Raw genomic sequence first — 17,652 nt, 5'->3', positions numbered from 1 at the left:
GGTCAAAATTGGACGCCGATCCCCCAACCTAGGGGGTCAAAATTCCACGCCGGATCACATACGACGAGGCGCTAATGCAGCCGGATCCACGACTTAGATAACGGAGCGGATGGTCGAGACCTTTCCGCATATCGGAAAGCTCCCGGTGTCCGCTCATGACCCGATTGTGTTGAAAAACTCCGTCGTTGAAGCGAGGCGCCGCCGCTGATTCACTCAGCTCCATGAGCGGAGGGCGGCGACGATGATGGGCGAGCGGCAGGTCGACCAGGCGGCGCTGTTCTACGAGTTCTCACTTGAGCGGCATGTGCCGCAAGATCACCTGCTCAGGGCGATTGATCGTTTCGTCGACCTGTCAGGGGTGCGGCGGGATCTGGCTCCCTTCTACAGCTCGACGGGGCGTCCCTCGATCGACCCGGAGCTGCTGATCCGGATGCTGCTGGTCGGCTATTGCTTCGGCGTCCGGTCTGAGCGGCGACTGTGCGAGGAGGTCCACCTCAACCTCGCCTACCGCTGGTTTTGCCGGCTCGGCCTCGACGGCGACGTGCCCGACCACTCGACCTTCTCGAAGAACCGCCATGGCCGCTTCCGCGACAGCGACCTGCTGCGAAAGCTGTTCGAGACGGTCGTCCGGCGCTGCATGGCTGAGGGGCTCGTGGGCGGCGACGGCTTCGCGGTCGACGCCAGCCTGATCCGGGCCGACGCGAACCGTCAGCGCTCGGCCGGCGGCGCGGAGGACGTCGATTGGGAAGAGCTGGCGGCCACGCGCCGTTCAGTACGCGAGTACCTCGACACGCTCGACGATGCGGCTTGGGGCGCGGCGAGCCCGACGACGCCGAAGTTCGTCTCGCGGTCGGATCCGGCCGCGCAGTGGACCGGCGCGCATAAGGGGCACGCCTTCTTCGCCTACGCCACCAACTACCTGATCGACCTTGACCACGCGGTGATCGTCGACGTCGAGGCGAGCCGCGCGATCCGGCAGGCTGAGGTCGGCGCCGCGCGAACGATGGTCGAGAGGACCCAGGACCGCTTCGGGCTGTGGCCAGAGCGGCTCGCCGCCGACAGCGCCTATGGCTCGGCCGAGATGCTCGCCTGGCTGGTCCATGAACGAGGGATCGAGCCGCACATCCCTGTGTTCGACAAGAGCGCCCGGACCGACGGCACGTTCAGCCGTTCGGACTTCCCGTATGACCACGCCCGCGACCTTTACACCTGCCCGGCCGGGAAGGAGCTGAGACCCCGCCAGAGGGTCTACCGGAGCTCGGCTCCGCTCGTCGACGACGACGGCATGATCCGCTACCGCGCCAGCAAGTTCTACTGCGACGCCTGCTCGCTGAAACCGCAGTGCTGCCCTAACACGCCGGCCCGGAAGATCCCTCGCTCGATCCACGAGGGCGCTCGCGACATGGCGAGGGACATCGCGAAGACCGACGCCTACGCCGCCTCCCGGCGCGAGCGGAAGAAGGTCGAGATGCTGTTCGCGCACCTGAAGCGCATCCTGCGGCTCGACCGACTACGGCTTCGAGGGCCGTGCGGAGCCCGCGACGAGTTCCTGCTCGCCGCTACCGCCCAGAACCTCAGGAAGCTCGCCAAACTGGTCCCGGCGCCGAGGCCGATCATGATCTGAGAAGAGTACAAAGGCCGCTCGTTGTCTGGCCAGTCGCTCGCATGCGCCGCCGGAACACCGACTTCTTCAACACAATCGACCCTGTTGCGGGAGTTTGCACCGTCTGCCCGAGGGCGAGTGCCCGATCATTACACCAGGTGAGCCTTAAGCAGTCGCGACAGCTTCGGCGCCAGCGCGAGATATTCCTGCAGAACGAAGTCCCTAAATGGCGCCGACGACTGCATCAGGTCGGCAAAGGTGTCTGAGGGCAGCACGGCGAGTATAGTCTCGGTATCCGCGACGCTGCTCGCTGCGAGCCTCTCGCCTGACAGCAGACACTGAGCGGTCAATGCGCAGGCCCCTCCAGCCGCGACCCGATAGAGCGCGACATCAAGTTTCGCCGCGGTCGGGCGGAAGACGCGCGTGCCGCCACCGACGCACATCAAGTACCCCCGGCACGGCGTGTCGAACTCGTAGGCCACAGCGCCGCTCTCAAGATCCGAAAAAATCAGGCTCGCCCGCGCCAGCCGACGGTCGCCGTCGGCCATAGACCGGGCGAAGGGAAAGCTCGCCTCCCAACGGTCGGCGCGTTCGATGGTCGTCATGGGTAGGGTCCGCTTCCTGAGTTGGTCCGACCTTAGCCGAATGATTTTCAGGCGTCGGTGACTTGGGTCACCGACAGGGGAAGGGGACGCGCCCATAACCGATGCAGAAGCGCATAGCAGCCAACCAGGGCCGAACGCCCGCAGGAGGATTCCATGAGGAAGATCGCAGTCACCGCCAGCGCCGCGGCGCTGGTTCTCACGAGCGCTCTCGGCGCCCAAGCGGCCGACGATGCCAAGGCGCGCGACCAGCGTTGGACCGAGCTCCGTCAGAGCGTGTTCGGCGACAAGAAGGTCGAGCAGCAGGACGGCCTCATCACGCTCGACGCCCCCATCCGCGCCGAGGACGCGGCCCTGGTGCCTATGGACATTAAGGTCTCGAACCCCGACCAGGTGAAGGGCCTTACCCTCATCATCGACGAGAACCCGGGCCCGGTCGCGGCCAAGATTGACTTCGGCCCCGCCGGCGATCCCGGCCTGCTTCGGCTGAGGACGCGCGTGAACGCCTACTCCAACGTCCATGCGATCGCCGAGACCAAGGACGGCAAGCTCGTCGAGACCGTGAAGTTCGTAAAGGCGTCGGGCGGCTGCTCGGCCCCGGTCGCGGGCGGTGCCGAGGGGACCACCGGTGAGATGCGCCTGAAGGTGAAGGACGAGGCGACCACCGGCAAATCCGCCCAGGCGACGCTTATGATCCGGCACCCGAACTTCAACGGGATGCAAAAGGACCAGGTGTCCCATCTCTACACGCCGCCGAACTATATCAAGGACATCAAGGTCACCTACAACGACAAGGACGTGTTCTCGCTGACGAGCGACATCTCGCTGTCGACAAACCCGGTGATCGAGTTCGGCTTCAAGCCGGAAGCCAAGGGCACGTTCAAGGTCGTGGCGAACGACACCTCGGGCGCGCGCTTCGAGAAGACCTTCGACGTCCCCGTGAAGACGCAGTGAGCCGGCCCATGAGAAGCCTCGCTCTCGCGGCCTTCGCCGTCGTCGCGCTTTCGGGCGCGGCCTCGGCCGGGGGATCCGGATCCGCTCCCGAGCCTGAAGGGCTCTGGACGGGTCCCATCCCCGGCTACACGCCGTCCACCCTGAAGGGCGCCGCGGTCATCGACGTCGCTGCGGCAGGGTCTCTCGTCGACAAGGGCGGGGCCGTCTTCATCGACGTGACCGAGCCCGACCGCAAGCCGCCGACGCTGCCAGCCACCGCCCTGTGGCGACCGCAGCATCGTTCGATCCCCGGCGCCGTCTGGTTCCCGGGCGCCGCGCCCGGCGACCTGCCGCCTGCGCAGGAGGATGTCCTCAAGAAGCGCGTCGACGCGCTCACGGGCGGCGACAAGGCCAAGCCCGTGGTCGCGTTCTGCCACCCCGACTGCTGGGGAAGCTGGAACATGGGCAAGCGGCTTGTGACCTGGGGCTACACCAAGGTGAGCTGGTTTCCGGAAGGGATCGACGGCTGGCAGAAGGCCGACCGCGACACCGAGGTCGTGCCCGCTGACCCCAAATGGTCTGCCGTTACAAAACAAGAGGCAGGCCGCTGAGCCGCGCCCATCAGAGGAATCTTCACATGCTCACCCGCCGCAACGCGTTCCTCGCCGCCCTTGGGCTGGCGGCCGTCGCCGCCTTTGGCCCGGCGCTCGCCGACATGCCCGGATCAAAGCCCTTCGACCCGGCCGCCTTCGACGAGGCGCTGAAGTCCGGCAAGCCTATCCTCGTCGAGATCAGCGCGCCCTGGTGCCCGATCTGCAAGACCCAGAAGCCGATCCTCGGCAAGCTGCTCGCCGATCCGAAATATAAGGACATGGCGGCGTTCGAGATCGACTTCGACTCAGGAAAAGCCAACGTCCGCAAGCTCGGCGCCACCGCCCAGAGCACGCTGCTCGTCTACAAGGACGGCAAGGAGGTCGGTCGCTCGGTCGGCGAGACGCAGCCCGAGTGGATCGCCGACCTGCTCGACAAGGCCGTCTGAGGGCCTGAAGCCATGATCGGCACGCTCGGACTGGCGTTCCTCGCGGGCGTCCTTACCATCCTGTCGCCGTGCGTGCTGCCGCTCGTGCCGCTCGCGCTCGGGGCCGCGGCCTCCGAGCACCGGCTCGGGCCGCTCGCCCTTGTCGGCGGCCTGACGCTTTCCTTCGTGGCGATCGGATTGTTCGTCGCGACTGTGGGCTTCGCGATCGGTCTCGACGCCGACGTATTCCGCGCCGTCGCGGCTGTGCTGATGGTCGTGTTCGGCCTCATCCTGCTCGTGCCGGCCGCGCAGGCGCGCTTCGCCGTCGCCGCCGGCCCGGTCGGGAACTGGGCGGGCGAGCGCCTCGATACGGTGTCCCGCACCGGGCTGACGGGGCAGTTCCTCGTCGGGCTGCTGCTCGGCGCCGTCTGGGCGCCCTGCGTGGGCCCGACGCTTGGCGCGACCTCGGTGCTCGCGGCCCGCGGCGAGAACCTGGCGAGCGTCGCGCTCACCATGGTGGTGTTCGGGATGGGCGCGGCGACCCCGCTGCTCCTGCTCGGGATGCTGTCGCGCGAGGCGCTCATGCGCTGGCGGACGCACCTGATGGAGACCGGCCGCGGCGCGAAGATCGCGCTCGGCCTCCTGCTCCTGGTGATCGGCGTCGCCGTCCTGACCGGGTTCGACAAGTCCGTCGAGACCGTGCTGGTCGACGCGTCGCCCGAGTGGCTGACCGCGCTGACGACCCGGTTCTAGAAGAGGAGCCGCGGACCAGCCGCGCCTCAAGCCATCTTGAGCGAAGCCAAAGCCGCGCGGTCGCGGATCTCGACGCGGCCGCGGTGGTTGGCGACCCAGCCCGAGCGCTCCCATTCGCCAAGGTGGCGCGAGACGACCTCGCGGACGCTGTTCACGTCGGAGGCGAGTTGCTGGTGGGTCTTGGAAACGTAGCCCGCGTCATCGGCGTCCGCGAGCAGACGCCTCGCGAGCTTCTGCTCAAGGGTTGCGAACGAGACCTCGTCGACGATCGAAAACATTCCTGACAGCAGCTTGCTGTAGTCTTGAAGGACGAAAGATCGGAATGGGGTCGAGCGGACCATCAATTCAGAAAACACTCCTGCCGGGATGGCCGCCAGCTCGGTCTTCGCCTCTGCTATGCTCTCCGCCGGGAAGTTGCCGCCCGAAAGCAGACACTGCGTGGTCAACACGCATGTCCCTCCGGAGGTGACTTTGTAGATCAGGACCTCACGCCCGTTCTCCGATCTGCGGAACACGCGCGTTCTGCCGTCGAGGCACATCAGTTAGTTGGCGCAGTCGCCGTCGAGCTCGTAGGCGATCGCGTCGGCGTCGAGGGTGGGAAAATGTGCGCTGCGCACGGCGAGGTCGCGGTCGTCCGCGGACATCTCCCGCAGAAACGGGAATGCGGACTCCCAACGCTCGATCCGTTCCTGGTTCGCCATCCCGTATCTCACCTTTTGTATCCGAAGCTCTTCGGCGTCGTTGGCGCATCCTATCGGTCGGCACGGTCCTCAATCAATCCGGATTAAGTCGTTCATAAGCGAGCCGCTTTCGGCTGCTTCATGGCGCATTTCGGTCGATATCGACGGAAGCCGTGAAGCTGTCGGACGACGATCGATCAGACCGTCCCTTCCTTTTCCGACGAACTGGCGCGGTCGGCAGAAGGCGCAGCGATCGCGCGAGCTGAAGAACCGAACCTTCCATCACCACCGAGATGCCGATCCGGGCGCCGACAGCCATTCCTGTCACGGCGATCGGCCAGGACAGCGCCAGCATTGAACCCGCGGTCACCCCCTGACCGATCGTGCAGCCGCCGCATACGACGCCGCCGACGCCCATCAGAACGGCGCCCCCGAGGTGCCGCTTCATTTCGTGAGGATCGTCGAACGCCTCCCATCGGAATTCTCGACTGAGGCGCGCCGCGGCGAAAGATCCGGCGACCACTCCGGCGACCGAGCCGACCCCGAACTCCAGCAGCGCGTCTTGGTCAAACAGGATGCCAAACAACGCGCGCGCTACCGGCGAGACGAAGGTGAGGCTCTGAGGAGCGCTTGTCTGGACGAATTCGTCCACGAGCTGGCCGGTCGCGAGCCAGCCGGCCACAGTTCCAAGGCCAAGGACGAGGCCTCCGCTGACAAGCCGGGGCGCCTTTCGCAAGCGCCGGTCGATCAGGGCCGGCGCGATCAAGGCGCCGGACACCCCGGCTGCGATGACCCAGCGGAGGTCGAGCCCAGTCAGGCTCTCGAACATGCCCGGAATATCCGCTCGGATGGGTGGCGGCATCGAGACCGCGAAGCTCTCGATCACCGAGATCCGGAAACCGGCCAGCACGCCGCGAAGCGTGGCGTAGGCCGCAAGCCCGAATACGATCATCACGACGAAGCTGCGGAGGTCGCCAGACCCCAATCGAATGAGCGAACCAAAGGCGCAGGTCCCCACGAGCGCCATGCCGAGTCCGAACATGAGGCCGCCGCACAGAACGCCCAGCCAAGGCAAGGCGGTCGCCACGTAGGTCGTGCGCGAGGGATCGAGCAGCCCGAAAAAGATCAGCGCCTGGGCTCCGGCGATGGCTACGCCGACCGCGAGGGCGAACACCCGTATCCGGCGGGTGTCTGACCCGACAAAGGCGTCTTCGAGCGCGCCGAAGGTGCACAGTCTCGCGCGCCGGACGGCGAAGCCGACGACGACGCCGATCGCAAGGCCCGCGGCGGCGAGCCACGTGGGGCCGATGAAGTCCATAGCGCCCGGTCCTCCCGTCCCTTGGCCGACGCGAGACTGTTGACGTCTCGTCTCTCGGCCAGGCGCAGCACTGATTTCAGTCCTTCGAGACCTTCCCGCAGAAGATGTCGTATATTACCGAGATGACGCGGCGGACGTCGTCGTTCGCCAAATTGTAGTAGACGGTCTTGCCGTCCCGACGGGTCGTCACGAGGTCTTCGAGGCGCAAGCGGGCGAGTTGCTGGGATACGCTTGCCTGCCTCAGCGACAGAATGTTCTCGAGTTCGGTAACCGACCGTTCGCGTTCGGCCAGGAGGCACAGCAGCAGCAGACGGCTTTCATGCGATAGCGCCTTCAGAAAGTCGCTGGCGTCTCTGGCGTTGTTCATCAGCGCGTCGAGCTCGGGCGAAACCTCCGGACCGTCCCGGAGCTCGTCTTCGATCTTGGCCGATACGATGGCGGTCATTCAGCTGAAGTCCTGGGTGGGGCGCGGTTGGGATTTGGCGGCAGTCGGTTGGTCAGATCGGCCAGCTCCGGCCAGAAGAACTCTTTTCCAGGATAGCCTGTCAGGCGTCCAATCTCGCGCCCCCCATCGACCAGGACGAAAGTCGGCGTGATGCGGACGTTGGTCGCAAGCTCGAACCCGGCTGAGGCTTGAGCTTTTAGGTCAACGCGCCGCAGGGGAGCCAGACGGCCCTCGTCGGAACCGGCGTAGCCTGGTGCAATCTCGTTCTCGAAGCGCTGGCACCAAACGCAGCCGGGCTGCTCGAACATGACGAGCTCGGCGGCCTCGCCGTCGCCCGCCCCGGCAGGAACCGAAGCGAAAAGAAGCACGCCAAGGATCGCCAGGCGAGCACGGAGATTGAAAGGGAAAAACTGCATCGGCCTTGATATATATACGAATTCGAATATGAATTCCAGAGGTTGTCGGAGGCCCGGCGGCCGGATTGCACACAAGGAGATACGCATGGCGCTCGACGTCAGCCTTACGGGCGCCGTCGTCGCGGGCATGCTGTCCTTCGCATCGCCCTGCGTGCTGCCCCTGACCCCTGCCTATCTTGGCTTCATCAGCGGCGCGGCTTCTCCAGACCAGGCGGCGGGACGGCTGCGTGTGCTTGGACTCGCGGCCGCCTTCGTGTCCGGATTTTCGACGATTTTCGTGATCCTTGGAGCCACAGCCTCGACGCTTGGGCGTCTGGTTTCGGAATATGCTCAGCCCTTGACGGTTGTCGCCGGCGTTCTGCTGATCGCGTTCGGTCTGCATTTCATGGAGATCGTCAAGATCCCGCTGTTCTACCGGCAGGCCGGGATGCATGTTGAGCGCAAACCGACAGGCGCGTTCGGGGCATACGTCGTGGGTCTCGCTTTCGGTTTCGGCTGGACGCCCTGCGTTGGGCCGATCCTCGCTGCGATCCTCATGGTCGCAGGCGCCGAAACCTCCGCTTGGCGCGGAGCCGCGCTGCTCGGGGCCTATTCGCTCGGGATCGGCATCCCGTTCATCCTGGCGGCGGCTTTCACCGACACATTCCTGCGATGGTCTCGGGCGCTCCGGCCGCGGCTCGGCCTGATCGAAAAGGCGTCGGGCGCGCTGCTCGTGCTCACTGGTCTCGCCTTCATCGGCGGCTGGGTCCCGCTGGCCTCGGGCTGGCTGCTCGAGCAATTTCCAGGCTTTGCCGAGATCGGATGACGGGTGAGGCGAGAGTGACGACAGACCGACGACTGAACCGCCGCACCTTGATCGCGCTCGCCGTCGGCGGCGCGCTCTTCGCCGATCGCGCCGCCGCGAAGGTGGTTCTCGGCGACGACGGGAACTACGCGCAGGACTGGTATCTGGATAGTTTCCTCGATCTCACCGAGGACGCCGAGGCTGCAAAGGCCAAGGGCAAGCGTTTCGCCGTACAATGGGGCATGCGTGGGTGCCCCGCCTGCAAGCGGCTGCACACCACGTATTTCGCCGATCCAAAGATTGAAAGCTTCGTCCGCGAGAAGTTCGAGATCGTCCATCTCGACACGTTCGGCTCGCGCGAGGTGAAGGATATCGATGGCGCGGCGCTGGGCGAAAAGGCGCTCGCGGCGAAACGCGCCGTGCGGACGACGCCGACGATCCAGTTCTTCGCGAGCGAAGGAGGTCTGACGACCGAGGTCGCCCGCATGCCCGGCCTTCTGGGACAGGAGGACTTTCTTGCGATGTTCCGTTTCGTAGACGAAGGCGCCTACGCCCGCTCGTCCTTCGAACAGTGGTTGAAGGCGCGAGAGGCCGGCTGCCCCCTCGCGCCATCGGAACCTTATTTGTTTACTGGTGACTGCGGATCGAACAGGTAGGCGGTCACGTCCTTGATCTGCTTCTCGGTCAGGACGTGGTTCGGGCCGAAGCGCGGCATGTTCGAACAGGCGAGTACGGACTGGGCGTCGAAGATTTTGGCGTAGGCCGCCTTCGCGGCGTCGTCGGAGAACTTCATCGCCTTGCCGTAGCCCTTCAGGCTGGGCCCGAGCGTGCCGTAGCTGACCTCCTTCGGGTCGAGTTGGTGGCAGGAGTAGCAATTGCCGCCGGCCTCCGTGCCCGCGGGGTCGGAGAACTGGAACCCCCGGCCGTTCTGGGCCACCTTTTCGCCCGCCTTCCAGTCACCAAGGACGCCGTCGGCCGGAAACTTCACCTTGGCCTTCTCGGCCGCGACGATCTTGTCGGCCTGCTCCTCGGACGGCTGGTTGCGGGTCTCGGAGCAGATCCGCTGCGCGTCGTCCTGTTTGAGGCGCGCGTCCCAACCTTCCGGCAAGGTCGTGAAGCTCGACGTCACCGCCTTCTCGACGCGCGCGGGGTCGATCGCGGGACCGTCTTCGGCGGCGAACACGGGGGCGGAGAAAAGCGCGACGCCCAGTGCGAGGATGGCTCGTTTCATCGGTTTGCCCTCGGGTTCAGCGCTTGATCGAGGGCACTTTGAGCTCGCCCCCTTCAGCGTTCTTGTTGAGATAGAGGGTGACGGCCGTGATGGCCTCCGAGGCGTAATCCGGGGCGGGCATCCGCATCTGCCGGTAGCAGTCCCACAAGCGGTGCTGCATCGTGCGGGTGGCGCTCTGCGAGACGCGGTAGGTCGGCCACGTGGCCATGGTCGCCTGCGCGGTCGGGCCGGGTCGGTCGAGCTGCGGCAGCCCCTGCAGGCGTATCCTCTTGCCGGCCTCGCCGTGGCAAGTCGCGCAGGAGAAATCCATCACCGCGGACCGGCGGAAGAACAGCGCCTCTCCGAGCTTGTAGGCTTCCTGTTCCTTGGGATGGGAGAGCGGCGCCTCGATCTTCATGTCGTTCGACTTGTTGGCGATAAAGGCGACGAGATCCTCCATGTCCGAGCCGCGGCCCGGTCCGGAGAACGGCTTCGCCTTGATCGCCTTCGTGTCGAACGCTTGCACCTTCTCCATGCACCACAGCAGCCGCTGCTCGAGGTCCATGACTTGGTCGGCGTCCTGGAAATAGCGGGGGAGCTTGGCGTAGGCGCCTTCTAACGCGCCGGGGCCTTCGCCGAGATCGCAGGTCTCGAGCGAGACCTTCTTCTCGCCGCGGGCTTCCGCCCAGAGCGCCTCGCCGCGGTCGACGTTGAGATAGCCTGGATTGGCCATCGGATCGTCGATCATCTTCCGGTAGCGCTCGATCTCCGCTTCGCCGGAGCCGCCGCCGTCCTGCGCCGAGCCGAGGGCGGTGAGGCCCAACGTCAGCGCCATGGCGGCGAGCCCAGCAAGGGCGCCGCCCAATGCCTTTGATCTCATGTTTCGTCCCCAATCATTTTCTTTTTGAGACCGCCCGCATCCGGGCGGACAGGGAGCCTTACGGGCGATCGAACCCACCATCTGGAACGCCGATCAACCGATGGACGACTTTACATTCAAAAAACTCTATATCACAATATGTCCAATCCAATCGATTGGCATATGGCTTTTGATTGGTAAAAAGAACAATGGCGTCAAGGCCTTACGGATACGTTTGGTCTTCAGGAGGAATCGCATGAGGCTTTTCGAGCAGGCCCCGACCCGTCGGGAGGCGCTGCGTCTCGCAGCTGTGGCGGCCGCTGTCACCGTGCTGACGCCGAGGCTGGCGTTCGCGACCCCCGAGACCGTCAAGACCGAGATCGACAAGCTCTACGCCGGCAAGGAAATGGCGTCCGGCAAGCTCAAGCTCGACCTGCCGGAGATCGCCGAAAACGGTCTCGTGGTGCCGATCAACATCGAGGTCGAGAGCCCGATGACGGACGCGGACTACGTCAAGGCGGTCCATGTCTTTGCCGAAGGAAATCCGTTCCCCCAGGTCCTGACCTATAAGTTCACGCCGGCCTGCGGCCGCGCCGCCGCGTCGTTGCGCATGCGTCTCGCCGCGACGCAGATGGTCGTCGCCATCGCCGAGACGTCGACCGGCCAGCTCTACACCGCAAAATCCGAAGTGAAGGTCACGATCGGCGGCTGCGGCGGCTGACGCCGCGCCGCGATCCACAAGACCTCAGGGAGAACACCAAGCCATGGCTTTCAAAGCATCAGCCCGCGTCCGCGTTCCGCCGAAGGCAAAGTCCGGCGAAATTATCGAAATCAAAACGCTGATCTCGCACGAGATGGAAAGCGGCGTTCGCAAGGACTCGACCGGCAAACTCGTGCCGCGCGACATCATCAACAAGTTCACGGCGGCCTTCAACGGCAAGCAGATCTTCGAAGCAGACTGGTTTCCGTCGGTCTCGGCCAACCCTTATCAGTCCTTTTTCTTCAAGGCCGCCGAGTCCGGCGAATTCACTTTTACCTGGCGCAACGACGCCGGCGAAGAGGTGACCTCGAAGGCGAAGCTCAACGTCGCCTGACGCCTGACGACCTCACTGAAACGGCGCAGCGCCCCGGGGCTCTCCCGGAGCGAACGGACAGTTGCGTCCTGCTGGAGTTTGAGCATCCCATGATCTCTCGACGCGACTTCATGGTCGCCGCATCCGCCGCCGGAATGCTGACGTCCGCCTCCGGACGCACGCTCGCGCAAGCGGCCGGCGGGCAGAAGCTGACCCAGGACGATCTGCTGCGCTTCGACGCCGTCGGTAAAGTGACGCTGCTACATCTGACCGACACGCATGCGCAGTTGCAGCCGATCTATTTCCGCGAGCCGTCAATCAACCTTGGGGTCGGCGAGACCAAAGGCCTGCCGCCGCACATCACCGGCGCGTCCTTCCTGGAGCGGTTCAAGATCAAGCCGCAGAGCGCCGAGGCCTATGCGCTGACAAGCGAGGATTTCGTCGCGCTCGCCAAGTCCTACGGCCGGATGGGCGGCTTCGACCGGATCGCGACGCTGATCAAGGCGATCCGCGCCGAGCGGGGCGACGACAACGTCCTGCTGCTCGCCGGCGGCGACGAATTGCAGGGAAGCTGGTCCTCTCTGAAGACTCAGGGCGAGGACGTGCTCAGCGCGCTAAAGGCGCTCAAGCTCGACGCCATGGTCGGCCATTGGGAGTTCACCTACGGCGCCGATCGCGTCAAGGAGATCGCCGAAGGCGGTCCCTACGCATTTCTGGCGCAGAACATCCGAAGCGTCGAATGGCAGGAAGAAGTCTTCCCCGCGAGCAAGACCTTCGAGCGGGGCGGCGCTAAGATCGCGGTGATCGGCCAAGCCTATCCGAGGACTCCGATCGCGAACCCGCGCTGGATGATCCCGGACTGGGAGTTCGGCCTCAGGGAGGACGATCTCCGCAAGCAGGTCGAGACCCTGCGGGCGGACGGCGCGGACGTCGTCGTTCTGCTCTCGCACAACGGCTTCGACGTCGACCGAAAGATGGCCTCGCGCGTGCCGGGCCTGGACGTCATCCTCAGCGCCCACACCCACGACGCCATCCCGACGGCGATCGAAGTCGGCAAGACCTTGCTGATCGCCTCGGGCTCGCATGGCAAGTTCCTGTCGCGCCTCGACCTCGACGTAAAGGACGGCAAGGTCGCCGGCTACCGGTTCGGCCTGATCCCGGTGTTCTCCGACGCGATCGCGCCGGACGCCGAGATGGCGAAGCTCGTGACCGAAGCGCGCGCGCCTTACGCTGCGGAGCTCGCGCGCGAGATCGGCCGGACGGAGAGCGTCCTTTACCGCCGCGGCAATTTCAACGGCACGCTCGACGACGTGATCTGCCAGGCGATGTTGAAGGAACGCGACGTCGAGATCGCCCTGTCGCCCGCCTTCCGTTGGGGAACAAGCCTTCTTCCCGGTGACCCGATCACCTTCGAGTCGATCTCGAACGCGACCGCGGTGACATATCCGTCCTGCTACCGATCGACCATGACGGGCAAGCAGTTCAAGGACGTGCTCGAGGACGTCGCCGACAACATCTTCAACCCCGACCCCTACTTCCAGGGCGGGGGCGACATGGTTCGGCTTGGCGGCGTTGGCTACGCAATCGACGTCAGCCAGCCAATCGGCAAGCGTATCTCCAATCTCACGATGCTGAAGTCCGGCGCCACGATCGAGGCCGACAAAAGCTACACGGTCGCGGGTTGGGCGAGCGTCAACCAGAACGTCGAAGGGCCGCCGATCTGGGAACTGGTCGAGCGCTACGTCGCCGACCAGAAGACCATCCGCGTCGAACCGAACGACGCCGTGAAGGTCACGGGCGCATGACCAAACAGCCTAGCCAGAAGGACAGCGCGATGAGCGATGCTCCAACCATAAGTCGTCGGCGCGTTCTTAATCTCGGTCTCGCCGGCGCGGGAGCGGCGGCCATGGCACCGACATTGGCCTCGGCGCAGACCCCAGACCCGTTGATCGTCGAGCGACAGGAGTGGACCCAGTATCTCGGCGACGGCGTCAACGCCAAGCCTTATGGCGTCCCCTCAAAGTTCGAAAAGGACGTCGTGCGACGCGAGGTCGAATGGCTGACCGCAAGCCGTCAGAGCTCGGTCTCGTTTACGCCGCTTCACGCGCTTGACGGCGTTATCACGCCAAACGGCCTGTGCTTCGTGCGTCACCACGGCGGCGAGGCCGAGATTGATCCGGACAAACACCGCTTCATGATCAACGGCATGGTGGACAAGCCGCTCGTCTTCACGATGGAGGACATCAGACGCATGCCTGGCCGCGTCAACCGCGTGTACTTCCTGGAATGCGCAGCGAACAGCGGAATGGAGTGGCGTGGCTCGCAGCTCAATGGCTGCCAGTTTACTCACGGTATGATCCATAACGTCGTCTACACCGGCGTTCCGCTGAAGGCCTTCCTGAACGAGGCCGGCGTGAGCGCCAAAGGCAAGTGGGTGCTTGCGGAAGGCGCCGACGCCTCCGCCATGACACGCTCGATTCCGCTCGAAAAGGCGATGGACGATTGCCTCGTCGCTTGGGCGATGAATGGCGAAGCCTTGAGGCCCGAGCAGGGCTATCCGCTGCGGCTCGTCGTTCCGGGCTGGGAAGGTAACATGTGGATCAAATGGCTGCGCCGCGTCGAGGTTGGCGACCAGCCGTGGGCGCAGCGCGAGGAGACGTCGAAATACACCGACCTGCTCGCGGACGGCCGCTCCCGGCAGCACACGTTTCTGATGGACGCCAAGTCCGTGGTGACCAATCCGAGCCCGCAGTCGCCGCTGAAGTCCAAGGGACCGAACGTCCTGTCGGGCGTCGCCTGGTCCGGACGCGGCGCGATCAAACGCGTCGACGTCTCGCTGGACGGCGGCAAGAACTGGCGGACGGCGCGGATCGAGGGCCCGACCTTCCCGCGCGCCATGGCGCGGTTCTACGTGGACTTCGACTGGAACGGACAGGAGCTCATGCTGCAGTCGCGCGCGATGGACGACAGCGGCTACGTACAGCCGACCAAGAACGAACTCCGCAAGTTCCGAGGGACGAACTCGATCTACCACAACAACGGCATCCAGACCTGGCTGGTGCGTCCGGACGGGAGCGCGGAAAATGTCGAAGTCAGCTAAAGCGATCGCGTTTTTGGCGCTCGCGGTTGCATGCACTGGCGGTGCTTTCGCGGGCGAAAGGGCCGGCCTAGGACGTCCGGCGCTGCCTGAGGAACTCAAGGCTTGGGACATCGACGTGCGTCCTGACGGCCAAGGCCTTCCAGACGGCAAGGGCTCAGTCAGTGATGGCGAAGCGCTCTTTCAGACAAAGTGCTCGAGCTGTCATGGCGAGTTCGGCGAAGGCGCCGGCCGCTGGCCGGTGCTCGCCGGCGGCAAGGACAGCCTAACCTCCGACCGGCCGGAGAAGACGATCGGATCCTTCTGGCCGTACACCTCGACCGTCTACGACTACATCCACCGCGCCATGCCTTTCGGCGACGCGCAGTCGCTCAAGCCTGACGAGGTCTACGCGCTCACCGCTTACCTGATGAACCTGAACGACCTCGTTCCCGGCGATTTCGTGCTGTCCAGGGGAAACTTCCCTAAGGATCTTCCAAACGAGAAGAACTTCTACGACGACGATCGCGAGACGACCGAGAAGACGTTCTGGAACAATGATCCTTGCATGTCGAACTGCAAGGACAAGGTCGAGGTCACAGGTCATGCGGCAATCCTTGACGTCACGCCCGACGACCAGAAAGACAACAAGGACGAGAAGCCGGCCGGAGCCGTCGAATGACGATGAACGCCTCGATCGTTCGAGGCCGCGATCAATAGTCGTCGCGGTCGCATCTTGGATATCGCTCCTAGTCATCGCGGTGTTGTCCACGAGTGCGCAGTCCGCCTTTGCTCAAGCAGCCATCGACCGAGGCGACCTGCTCGCGCTGCGCTGTGTCGCCTGTCACGGGCCGGGAGGTACGTCATCCGCGATCCCATCGATCACGAATCTCAGCGAGGAGCAGTTCATAGCCAAGATGCGCCAGTACCGTAGCGGTGCAGGCAAAAACGTGATGGTCACCCGGACGTCGCGCCTTACCGATGAGGACATCGAAGCGCTCGCTCGTCACTTCGCGGCTCGGCCGCGTCCTTTGATGGACGATGGACGATGACCATCATCCGAGCCAATCGCAGGCGGTTCCTTCTCGGCGCTGCCGCCACCATGACCATCGTCGGCGCGACCAGGGCGGCGCCACGTCCCCGTCTCGTTGTCGTCGGGGGCGGCCCGGGCGGCGCCACAGCGGCCAGATACGCTGCTTTGCTCGGACGAGGGAAGATCGAGGTCACGCTTGTCGAACCATCGCCAACATACGCCACCTGCTTTTTCTCCAACCTCTATCTCGGTGGATTGAGGGGCTGGGATAGCCTCGTGCATGACTACCGCGCGCTTGGTTCAAGCAACGCGCTGAAGGTCGTCCCGCTCGCCGCCGCTCGGATCGACCGCGACGGCATGACGGTGGTTCTCGAAGACGGAGCAATGCTCGGTTTCGACCGGCTGATTATGGCTCCGGGTATCGACCTCAACTACGGATCCGTGCCGGGCTACTCCGAAGCCGCCGCCGAGGCCATGCCGCACGCGTGGAAGGCCGGGCCCCAGACCAAGCTCCTGAAGGCGAAGCTCGACGCGGTTCCGGATGGCGGCCTCATCATCATGGTGGCGCCGCCAAACCCCTACCGCTGTCCTCCCGGACCGTACGAACGGGTGTCGATGATGGCTCATGCGCTGCGCTCCGCAGGCAAGCCGTCGGCGCGCATCGTCATTCTCGACCCCAAGGACAAGTTCTCGAAGATGGGGCTGTTCCAGGAGGGTTGGGAACGGCGCTATCCCGGCGTCGTGGAGTGGCAGGATCCGACAATCCATGGCGGGATCAAGGGCGTCGATCCTGCGACCATGACGGTGACGACGGACTTTGAGGCGCGCCGTGCCGATCTGGTGAATGTGATCCCCGCCCAGACTGCAGGACGAATTGCTCGCGAGGCTGGTCTTTCGAACGTGACCGGCTATTGCCCGGTCGACCCGGCCTCGATGAGATCGACGGTCGACCCGTCGATTTTCGTCGTGGGCGACGCCTCGATCGCCGGCGACATGCCGAAATCAGCGTTCGCCGCGAACAGTCAGGCGAAAACAGCTGTCCTTGCTGTGCTGTCAGACTTGGCCGGCGCGCCCGCGTTCCCTGCCCATTACGAAAGCACGTGCTGGAGCATGATCACGCCGACGGACTGCGTGAAGGTCGACGGCGTCTATGAGGCTGCTGAAGGCAAGATCAAAGAGATCCGGGGCTTCGTCTCGGACACAGGCGAGCCGGACGCGATCCGCCGCCGAAATGTCGACGAAGCGTCTGCTTGGTACGACGCGATGATCGCGGACGTGTTCGGAAGTCCGTCGACGTAATAGCGCCTGAGAGGATGAAGAGATGAACGACATAAGCCGCAGATCACTTGTGGCTGGTATGGCCCTTGGGGGAGCCGCGCTTGCCGCGGATACCGCAAAGGCCGCGCCTACGCACATGTCTCTCGACGATCTCAAGAAGGAAGGCGAGGTTGCGGCGCTCTATCATTGCGATTACGGCGATGTGGCCCGCTTCGAGCAGACGCTCAATAACATCTCGAACCACTACTCGGCCTACAATGGCGATCCGTTCGCTTTGCAAATCGCGCTGATCGCCCACGGAGGCGGGATCAAGTTCTTTCTGGACAGTCTCGACGGCACGATGTGGAAGGACGAGAAGCTTCCATCAGACCTGTTCGAGCGCGCCAACTCGTTGTCGAAAAACGGGCTCAAGGTCTATCTTTGCGAGATCACGTTCAAGAGAAACAAGCTCGATCCGTCCCGTGCGCGTCCGGCCGACTTCATAAGCTTCGTGCCGTCGGGTGTGGCCACGGTGGCGGCGCTCCAGGGCAAGGGCTTTGCATATGTGAAGGTGGGTTGACCGTTAGCCACA

Annotated in this window: 22 protein-coding genes; 14 read left to right on the top strand and 8 right to left on the bottom strand. The window is 64.5% G+C overall.

The annotated features are described in order from the left end of the window. Nucleotides 1-241: 241 nt before the first annotated feature. Nucleotides 242-1,624 carry an IS1182 family transposase gene (locus ACFOWB_RS20770; protein WP_378149091.1) on the top strand — a complete coding sequence of 461 codons (1,383 nt, stop codon included), beginning with the start codon at nucleotides 242-244 and terminating at the stop codon, nucleotides 1,622-1,624. Nucleotides 1,625-1,752: 128 nt separating this feature from the next. Here the strand turns inward: ACFOWB_RS20770 and ACFOWB_RS20765 are convergent, their stop codons facing one another. After that, nucleotides 1,753-2,208: a hypothetical protein gene (locus ACFOWB_RS20765; RefSeq protein WP_378149089.1), complete on the bottom strand. Its 456-nt coding sequence runs from the start codon at nucleotides 2,206-2,208 to the stop codon at nucleotides 1,753-1,755. A 153-nt stretch (nucleotides 2,209-2,361) separates the two neighbouring features. Here ACFOWB_RS20765 and ACFOWB_RS20760 point away from each other — a divergent pair, with 153 nt between their 5' ends. The 4 genes from ACFOWB_RS20760 to ACFOWB_RS20745 are packed head-to-tail and all read left to right on the top strand — an operon-like array spanning nucleotide 2,362 to nucleotide 4,909. Continuing rightward, nucleotides 2,362-3,159, top strand: a complete 798-nt coding sequence (locus ACFOWB_RS20760; RefSeq protein WP_378149087.1) for a quinoprotein dehydrogenase-associated SoxYZ-like carrier — start codon at nucleotides 2,362-2,364, stop codon at nucleotides 3,157-3,159. A gap of 8 nt (nucleotides 3,160-3,167) precedes the next feature. After that, nucleotides 3,168-3,749, top strand: coding sequence for a rhodanese-like domain-containing protein (locus ACFOWB_RS20755; RefSeq protein ID WP_378149085.1), 582 nt, complete (start codon nucleotides 3,168-3,170; stop codon nucleotides 3,747-3,749). Between the two features lie 26 nt (nucleotides 3,750-3,775). Next, nucleotides 3,776-4,177 carry a thioredoxin family protein gene (locus tag ACFOWB_RS20750; RefSeq protein ID WP_261405381.1) on the top strand — a complete coding sequence of 134 codons (402 nt, stop codon included), beginning with the start codon at nucleotides 3,776-3,778 and terminating at the stop codon, nucleotides 4,175-4,177. Between the two features lie 12 nt (nucleotides 4,178-4,189). After that, the gene (locus ACFOWB_RS20745) at nucleotides 4,190-4,909 is read left to right on the top strand and encodes a cytochrome c biogenesis CcdA family protein (RefSeq protein WP_261405382.1); all 720 of its coding nucleotides are present in this window, start codon (nucleotides 4,190-4,192) and stop codon (nucleotides 4,907-4,909) included. Between the two features lie 26 nt (nucleotides 4,910-4,935). On the opposite strand, the gene ACFOWB_RS20740 is transcribed toward ACFOWB_RS20745, so the two are convergent. The 5 genes from ACFOWB_RS20740 to ACFOWB_RS20720 all read right to left on the bottom strand — a co-directional run bounded on the left by ACFOWB_RS20740 (nucleotide 4,936) and on the right by ACFOWB_RS20720 (nucleotide 7,660). Further along, the gene (locus ACFOWB_RS20740) at nucleotides 4,936-5,355 is read right to left on the bottom strand and encodes a Crp/Fnr family transcriptional regulator (protein ID WP_261405383.1); all 420 of its coding nucleotides are present in this window, start codon (nucleotides 5,353-5,355) and stop codon (nucleotides 4,936-4,938) included. A 96-nt stretch (nucleotides 5,356-5,451) separates the two neighbouring features. Beyond that, nucleotides 5,452-5,610 (bottom strand): hypothetical protein, encoded by a 159-nt coding sequence (locus ACFOWB_RS20735; RefSeq protein WP_261405384.1) that lies wholly within the window; start codon nucleotides 5,608-5,610, stop codon nucleotides 5,452-5,454. 118 nt (nucleotides 5,611-5,728) lie between these two features. Beyond that, nucleotides 5,729-6,907: a YeeE/YedE family protein gene (locus tag ACFOWB_RS20730; protein ID WP_261405385.1), complete on the bottom strand. Its 1,179-nt coding sequence runs from the start codon at nucleotides 6,905-6,907 to the stop codon at nucleotides 5,729-5,731. Between the two features lie 76 nt (nucleotides 6,908-6,983). After that, nucleotides 6,984-7,352, bottom strand: a complete 369-nt coding sequence (locus tag ACFOWB_RS20725; RefSeq protein WP_261405386.1) for an ArsR/SmtB family transcription factor — start codon at nucleotides 7,350-7,352, stop codon at nucleotides 6,984-6,986. After that, on the bottom strand, nucleotides 7,349-7,660 hold the full coding sequence (locus ACFOWB_RS20720) for a transcriptional regulator (protein WP_378149081.1): 312 nt from the start codon (nucleotides 7,658-7,660) through the stop codon (nucleotides 7,349-7,351). The genes ACFOWB_RS20725 and ACFOWB_RS20720 overlap by 4 nt, the downstream gene beginning before the upstream one ends. Between ACFOWB_RS20720 and ACFOWB_RS20715 the strand changes: the two genes are divergently transcribed. After that, nucleotides 7,659-8,573 carry a cytochrome c biogenesis CcdA family protein gene (locus ACFOWB_RS20715; protein WP_378149079.1) on the top strand — a complete coding sequence of 305 codons (915 nt, stop codon included), beginning with the start codon at nucleotides 7,659-7,661 and terminating at the stop codon, nucleotides 8,571-8,573. The genes ACFOWB_RS20720 and ACFOWB_RS20715 overlap by 2 nt on opposite strands. A 14-nt stretch (nucleotides 8,574-8,587) precedes the next feature. Further along, on the top strand, nucleotides 8,588-9,208 hold the full coding sequence (locus tag ACFOWB_RS20710) for a SoxW family protein (RefSeq protein ID WP_378149076.1): 621 nt from the start codon (nucleotides 8,588-8,590) through the stop codon (nucleotides 9,206-9,208). On the opposite strand, the gene soxX is transcribed toward ACFOWB_RS20710, so the two are convergent. Together soxX and soxA are read right to left on the bottom strand one after the other, a co-directional pair. Further along, entirely contained in the window at nucleotides 9,172-9,783 is a 612-nt protein-coding gene (gene soxX / locus ACFOWB_RS20705; protein WP_261405389.1) for a sulfur oxidation c-type cytochrome SoxX, read from the bottom strand. The genes ACFOWB_RS20710 and soxX overlap by 37 nt on opposite strands. A 16-nt stretch (nucleotides 9,784-9,799) precedes the next feature. Next, entirely contained in the window at nucleotides 9,800-10,642 is an 843-nt protein-coding gene (soxA, locus tag ACFOWB_RS20700; protein WP_378149074.1) for a sulfur oxidation c-type cytochrome SoxA, read from the bottom strand. A gap of 235 nt (nucleotides 10,643-10,877) precedes the next feature. Here soxA and soxY point away from each other — a divergent pair, with 235 nt between their 5' ends. From soxY to ACFOWB_RS20665, 7 genes are all read left to right on the top strand, one after another. Continuing rightward, nucleotides 10,878-11,342 carry a thiosulfate oxidation carrier protein SoxY gene (soxY, locus tag ACFOWB_RS20695; RefSeq protein ID WP_378149072.1) on the top strand — a complete coding sequence of 155 codons (465 nt, stop codon included), beginning with the start codon at nucleotides 10,878-10,880 and terminating at the stop codon, nucleotides 11,340-11,342. A 43-nt stretch (nucleotides 11,343-11,385) separates the two neighbouring features. Then, on the top strand, nucleotides 11,386-11,715 hold the full coding sequence (gene soxZ / locus ACFOWB_RS20690; protein WP_261405391.1) for a thiosulfate oxidation carrier complex protein SoxZ: 330 nt from the start codon (nucleotides 11,386-11,388) through the stop codon (nucleotides 11,713-11,715). Between the two features lie 89 nt (nucleotides 11,716-11,804). Then, nucleotides 11,805-13,499 carry a thiosulfohydrolase SoxB gene (soxB, locus tag ACFOWB_RS20685; RefSeq protein WP_378149070.1) on the top strand — a complete coding sequence of 565 codons (1,695 nt, stop codon included), beginning with the start codon at nucleotides 11,805-11,807 and terminating at the stop codon, nucleotides 13,497-13,499. A gap of 29 nt (nucleotides 13,500-13,528) precedes the next feature. After that, entirely contained in the window at nucleotides 13,529-14,794 is a 1,266-nt protein-coding gene (gene soxC / locus ACFOWB_RS20680; RefSeq protein ID WP_261405729.1) for a sulfite dehydrogenase, read from the top strand. Then, nucleotides 14,778-15,452: a c-type cytochrome gene (locus ACFOWB_RS20675; protein WP_261405392.1), complete on the top strand. Its 675-nt coding sequence runs from the start codon at nucleotides 14,778-14,780 to the stop codon at nucleotides 15,450-15,452. Before soxC ends, ACFOWB_RS20675 begins: the two co-directional genes overlap by 17 nt. 375 nt (nucleotides 15,453-15,827) lie before the next feature. Next, nucleotides 15,828-17,102 (top strand): FCSD flavin-binding domain-containing protein, encoded by a 1,275-nt coding sequence (locus ACFOWB_RS20670; RefSeq protein WP_378149096.1) that lies wholly within the window; start codon nucleotides 15,828-15,830, stop codon nucleotides 17,100-17,102. A gap of 22 nt (nucleotides 17,103-17,124) precedes the next feature. Continuing rightward, nucleotides 17,125-17,640, top strand: a complete 516-nt coding sequence (locus ACFOWB_RS20665) for a DsrE family protein (RefSeq protein WP_261405396.1) — start codon at nucleotides 17,125-17,127, stop codon at nucleotides 17,638-17,640. Nucleotides 17,641-17,652 lie beyond the last annotated feature (12 nt).

The organism is Chenggangzhangella methanolivorans, assembly GCF_042648545.1.
GTDB lineage: Bacteria > Pseudomonadota > Alphaproteobacteria > Rhizobiales > Methylopilaceae > Methylopila > Methylopila methanolivorans.
The sequence above is the reverse complement of the archived record's forward strand: the minus strand, read 5'-3'. Positions and strand labels throughout refer to the sequence as shown.

Bases quoted from the DNA above. Each gene is read 5' to 3' on its own strand.
- soxB (WP_378149070.1), top strand. From the start codon at position 11,805: ATGATCTCTCGACGCGACTTCATGGTCGCCGCATCCGCCGCCGGAATG.
- ACFOWB_RS20730 (WP_261405385.1), bottom strand. From the start codon at position 6,907: ATGGACTTCATCGGCCCCACGTGGCTCGCCGCCGCGGGCCTTGCGATC.
- ACFOWB_RS20755 (WP_378149085.1), top strand. From the start codon at position 3,168: ATGAGAAGCCTCGCTCTCGCGGCCTTCGCCGTCGTCGCGCTTTCGGGC.
- soxX (WP_261405389.1), bottom strand. From the start codon at position 9,783: ATGAAACGAGCCATCCTCGCACTGGGCGTCGCGCTTTTCTCCGCCCCC.
- soxC (WP_261405729.1), top strand. From the start codon at position 13,529: ATGAGCGATGCTCCAACCATAAGTCGTCGGCGCGTTCTTAATCTCGGT.
- ACFOWB_RS20715 (WP_378149079.1), top strand. From the start codon at position 7,659: ATGACGAGCTCGGCGGCCTCGCCGTCGCCCGCCCCGGCAGGAACCGAA.
- ACFOWB_RS20770 (WP_378149091.1), top strand. From the start codon at position 242: ATGATGGGCGAGCGGCAGGTCGACCAGGCGGCGCTGTTCTACGAGTTC.
- ACFOWB_RS20760 (WP_378149087.1), top strand. From the start codon at position 2,362: ATGAGGAAGATCGCAGTCACCGCCAGCGCCGCGGCGCTGGTTCTCACG.
- ACFOWB_RS20765 (WP_378149089.1), bottom strand. From the start codon at position 2,208: ATGACGACCATCGAACGCGCCGACCGTTGGGAGGCGAGCTTTCCCTTC.
- soxY (WP_378149072.1), top strand. From the start codon at position 10,878: ATGAGGCTTTTCGAGCAGGCCCCGACCCGTCGGGAGGCGCTGCGTCTC.
- ACFOWB_RS20745 (WP_261405382.1), top strand. From the start codon at position 4,190: ATGATCGGCACGCTCGGACTGGCGTTCCTCGCGGGCGTCCTTACCATC.
- ACFOWB_RS20720 (WP_378149081.1), bottom strand. From the start codon at position 7,660: ATGTTCGAGCAGCCCGGCTGCGTTTGGTGCCAGCGCTTCGAGAACGAG.
- soxZ (WP_261405391.1), top strand. From the start codon at position 11,386: ATGGCTTTCAAAGCATCAGCCCGCGTCCGCGTTCCGCCGAAGGCAAAG.
- ACFOWB_RS20735 (WP_261405384.1), bottom strand. From the start codon at position 5,610: ATGGCGAACCAGGAACGGATCGAGCGTTGGGAGTCCGCATTCCCGTTT.
- ACFOWB_RS20725 (WP_261405386.1), bottom strand. From the start codon at position 7,352: ATGACCGCCATCGTATCGGCCAAGATCGAAGACGAGCTCCGGGACGGT.
- ACFOWB_RS20675 (WP_261405392.1), top strand. From the start codon at position 14,778: ATGTCGAAGTCAGCTAAAGCGATCGCGTTTTTGGCGCTCGCGGTTGCA.
- ACFOWB_RS20665 (WP_261405396.1), top strand. From the start codon at position 17,125: ATGAACGACATAAGCCGCAGATCACTTGTGGCTGGTATGGCCCTTGGG.
- ACFOWB_RS20750 (WP_261405381.1), top strand. From the start codon at position 3,776: ATGCTCACCCGCCGCAACGCGTTCCTCGCCGCCCTTGGGCTGGCGGCC.
- soxA (WP_378149074.1), bottom strand. From the start codon at position 10,642: ATGAGATCAAAGGCATTGGGCGGCGCCCTTGCTGGGCTCGCCGCCATG.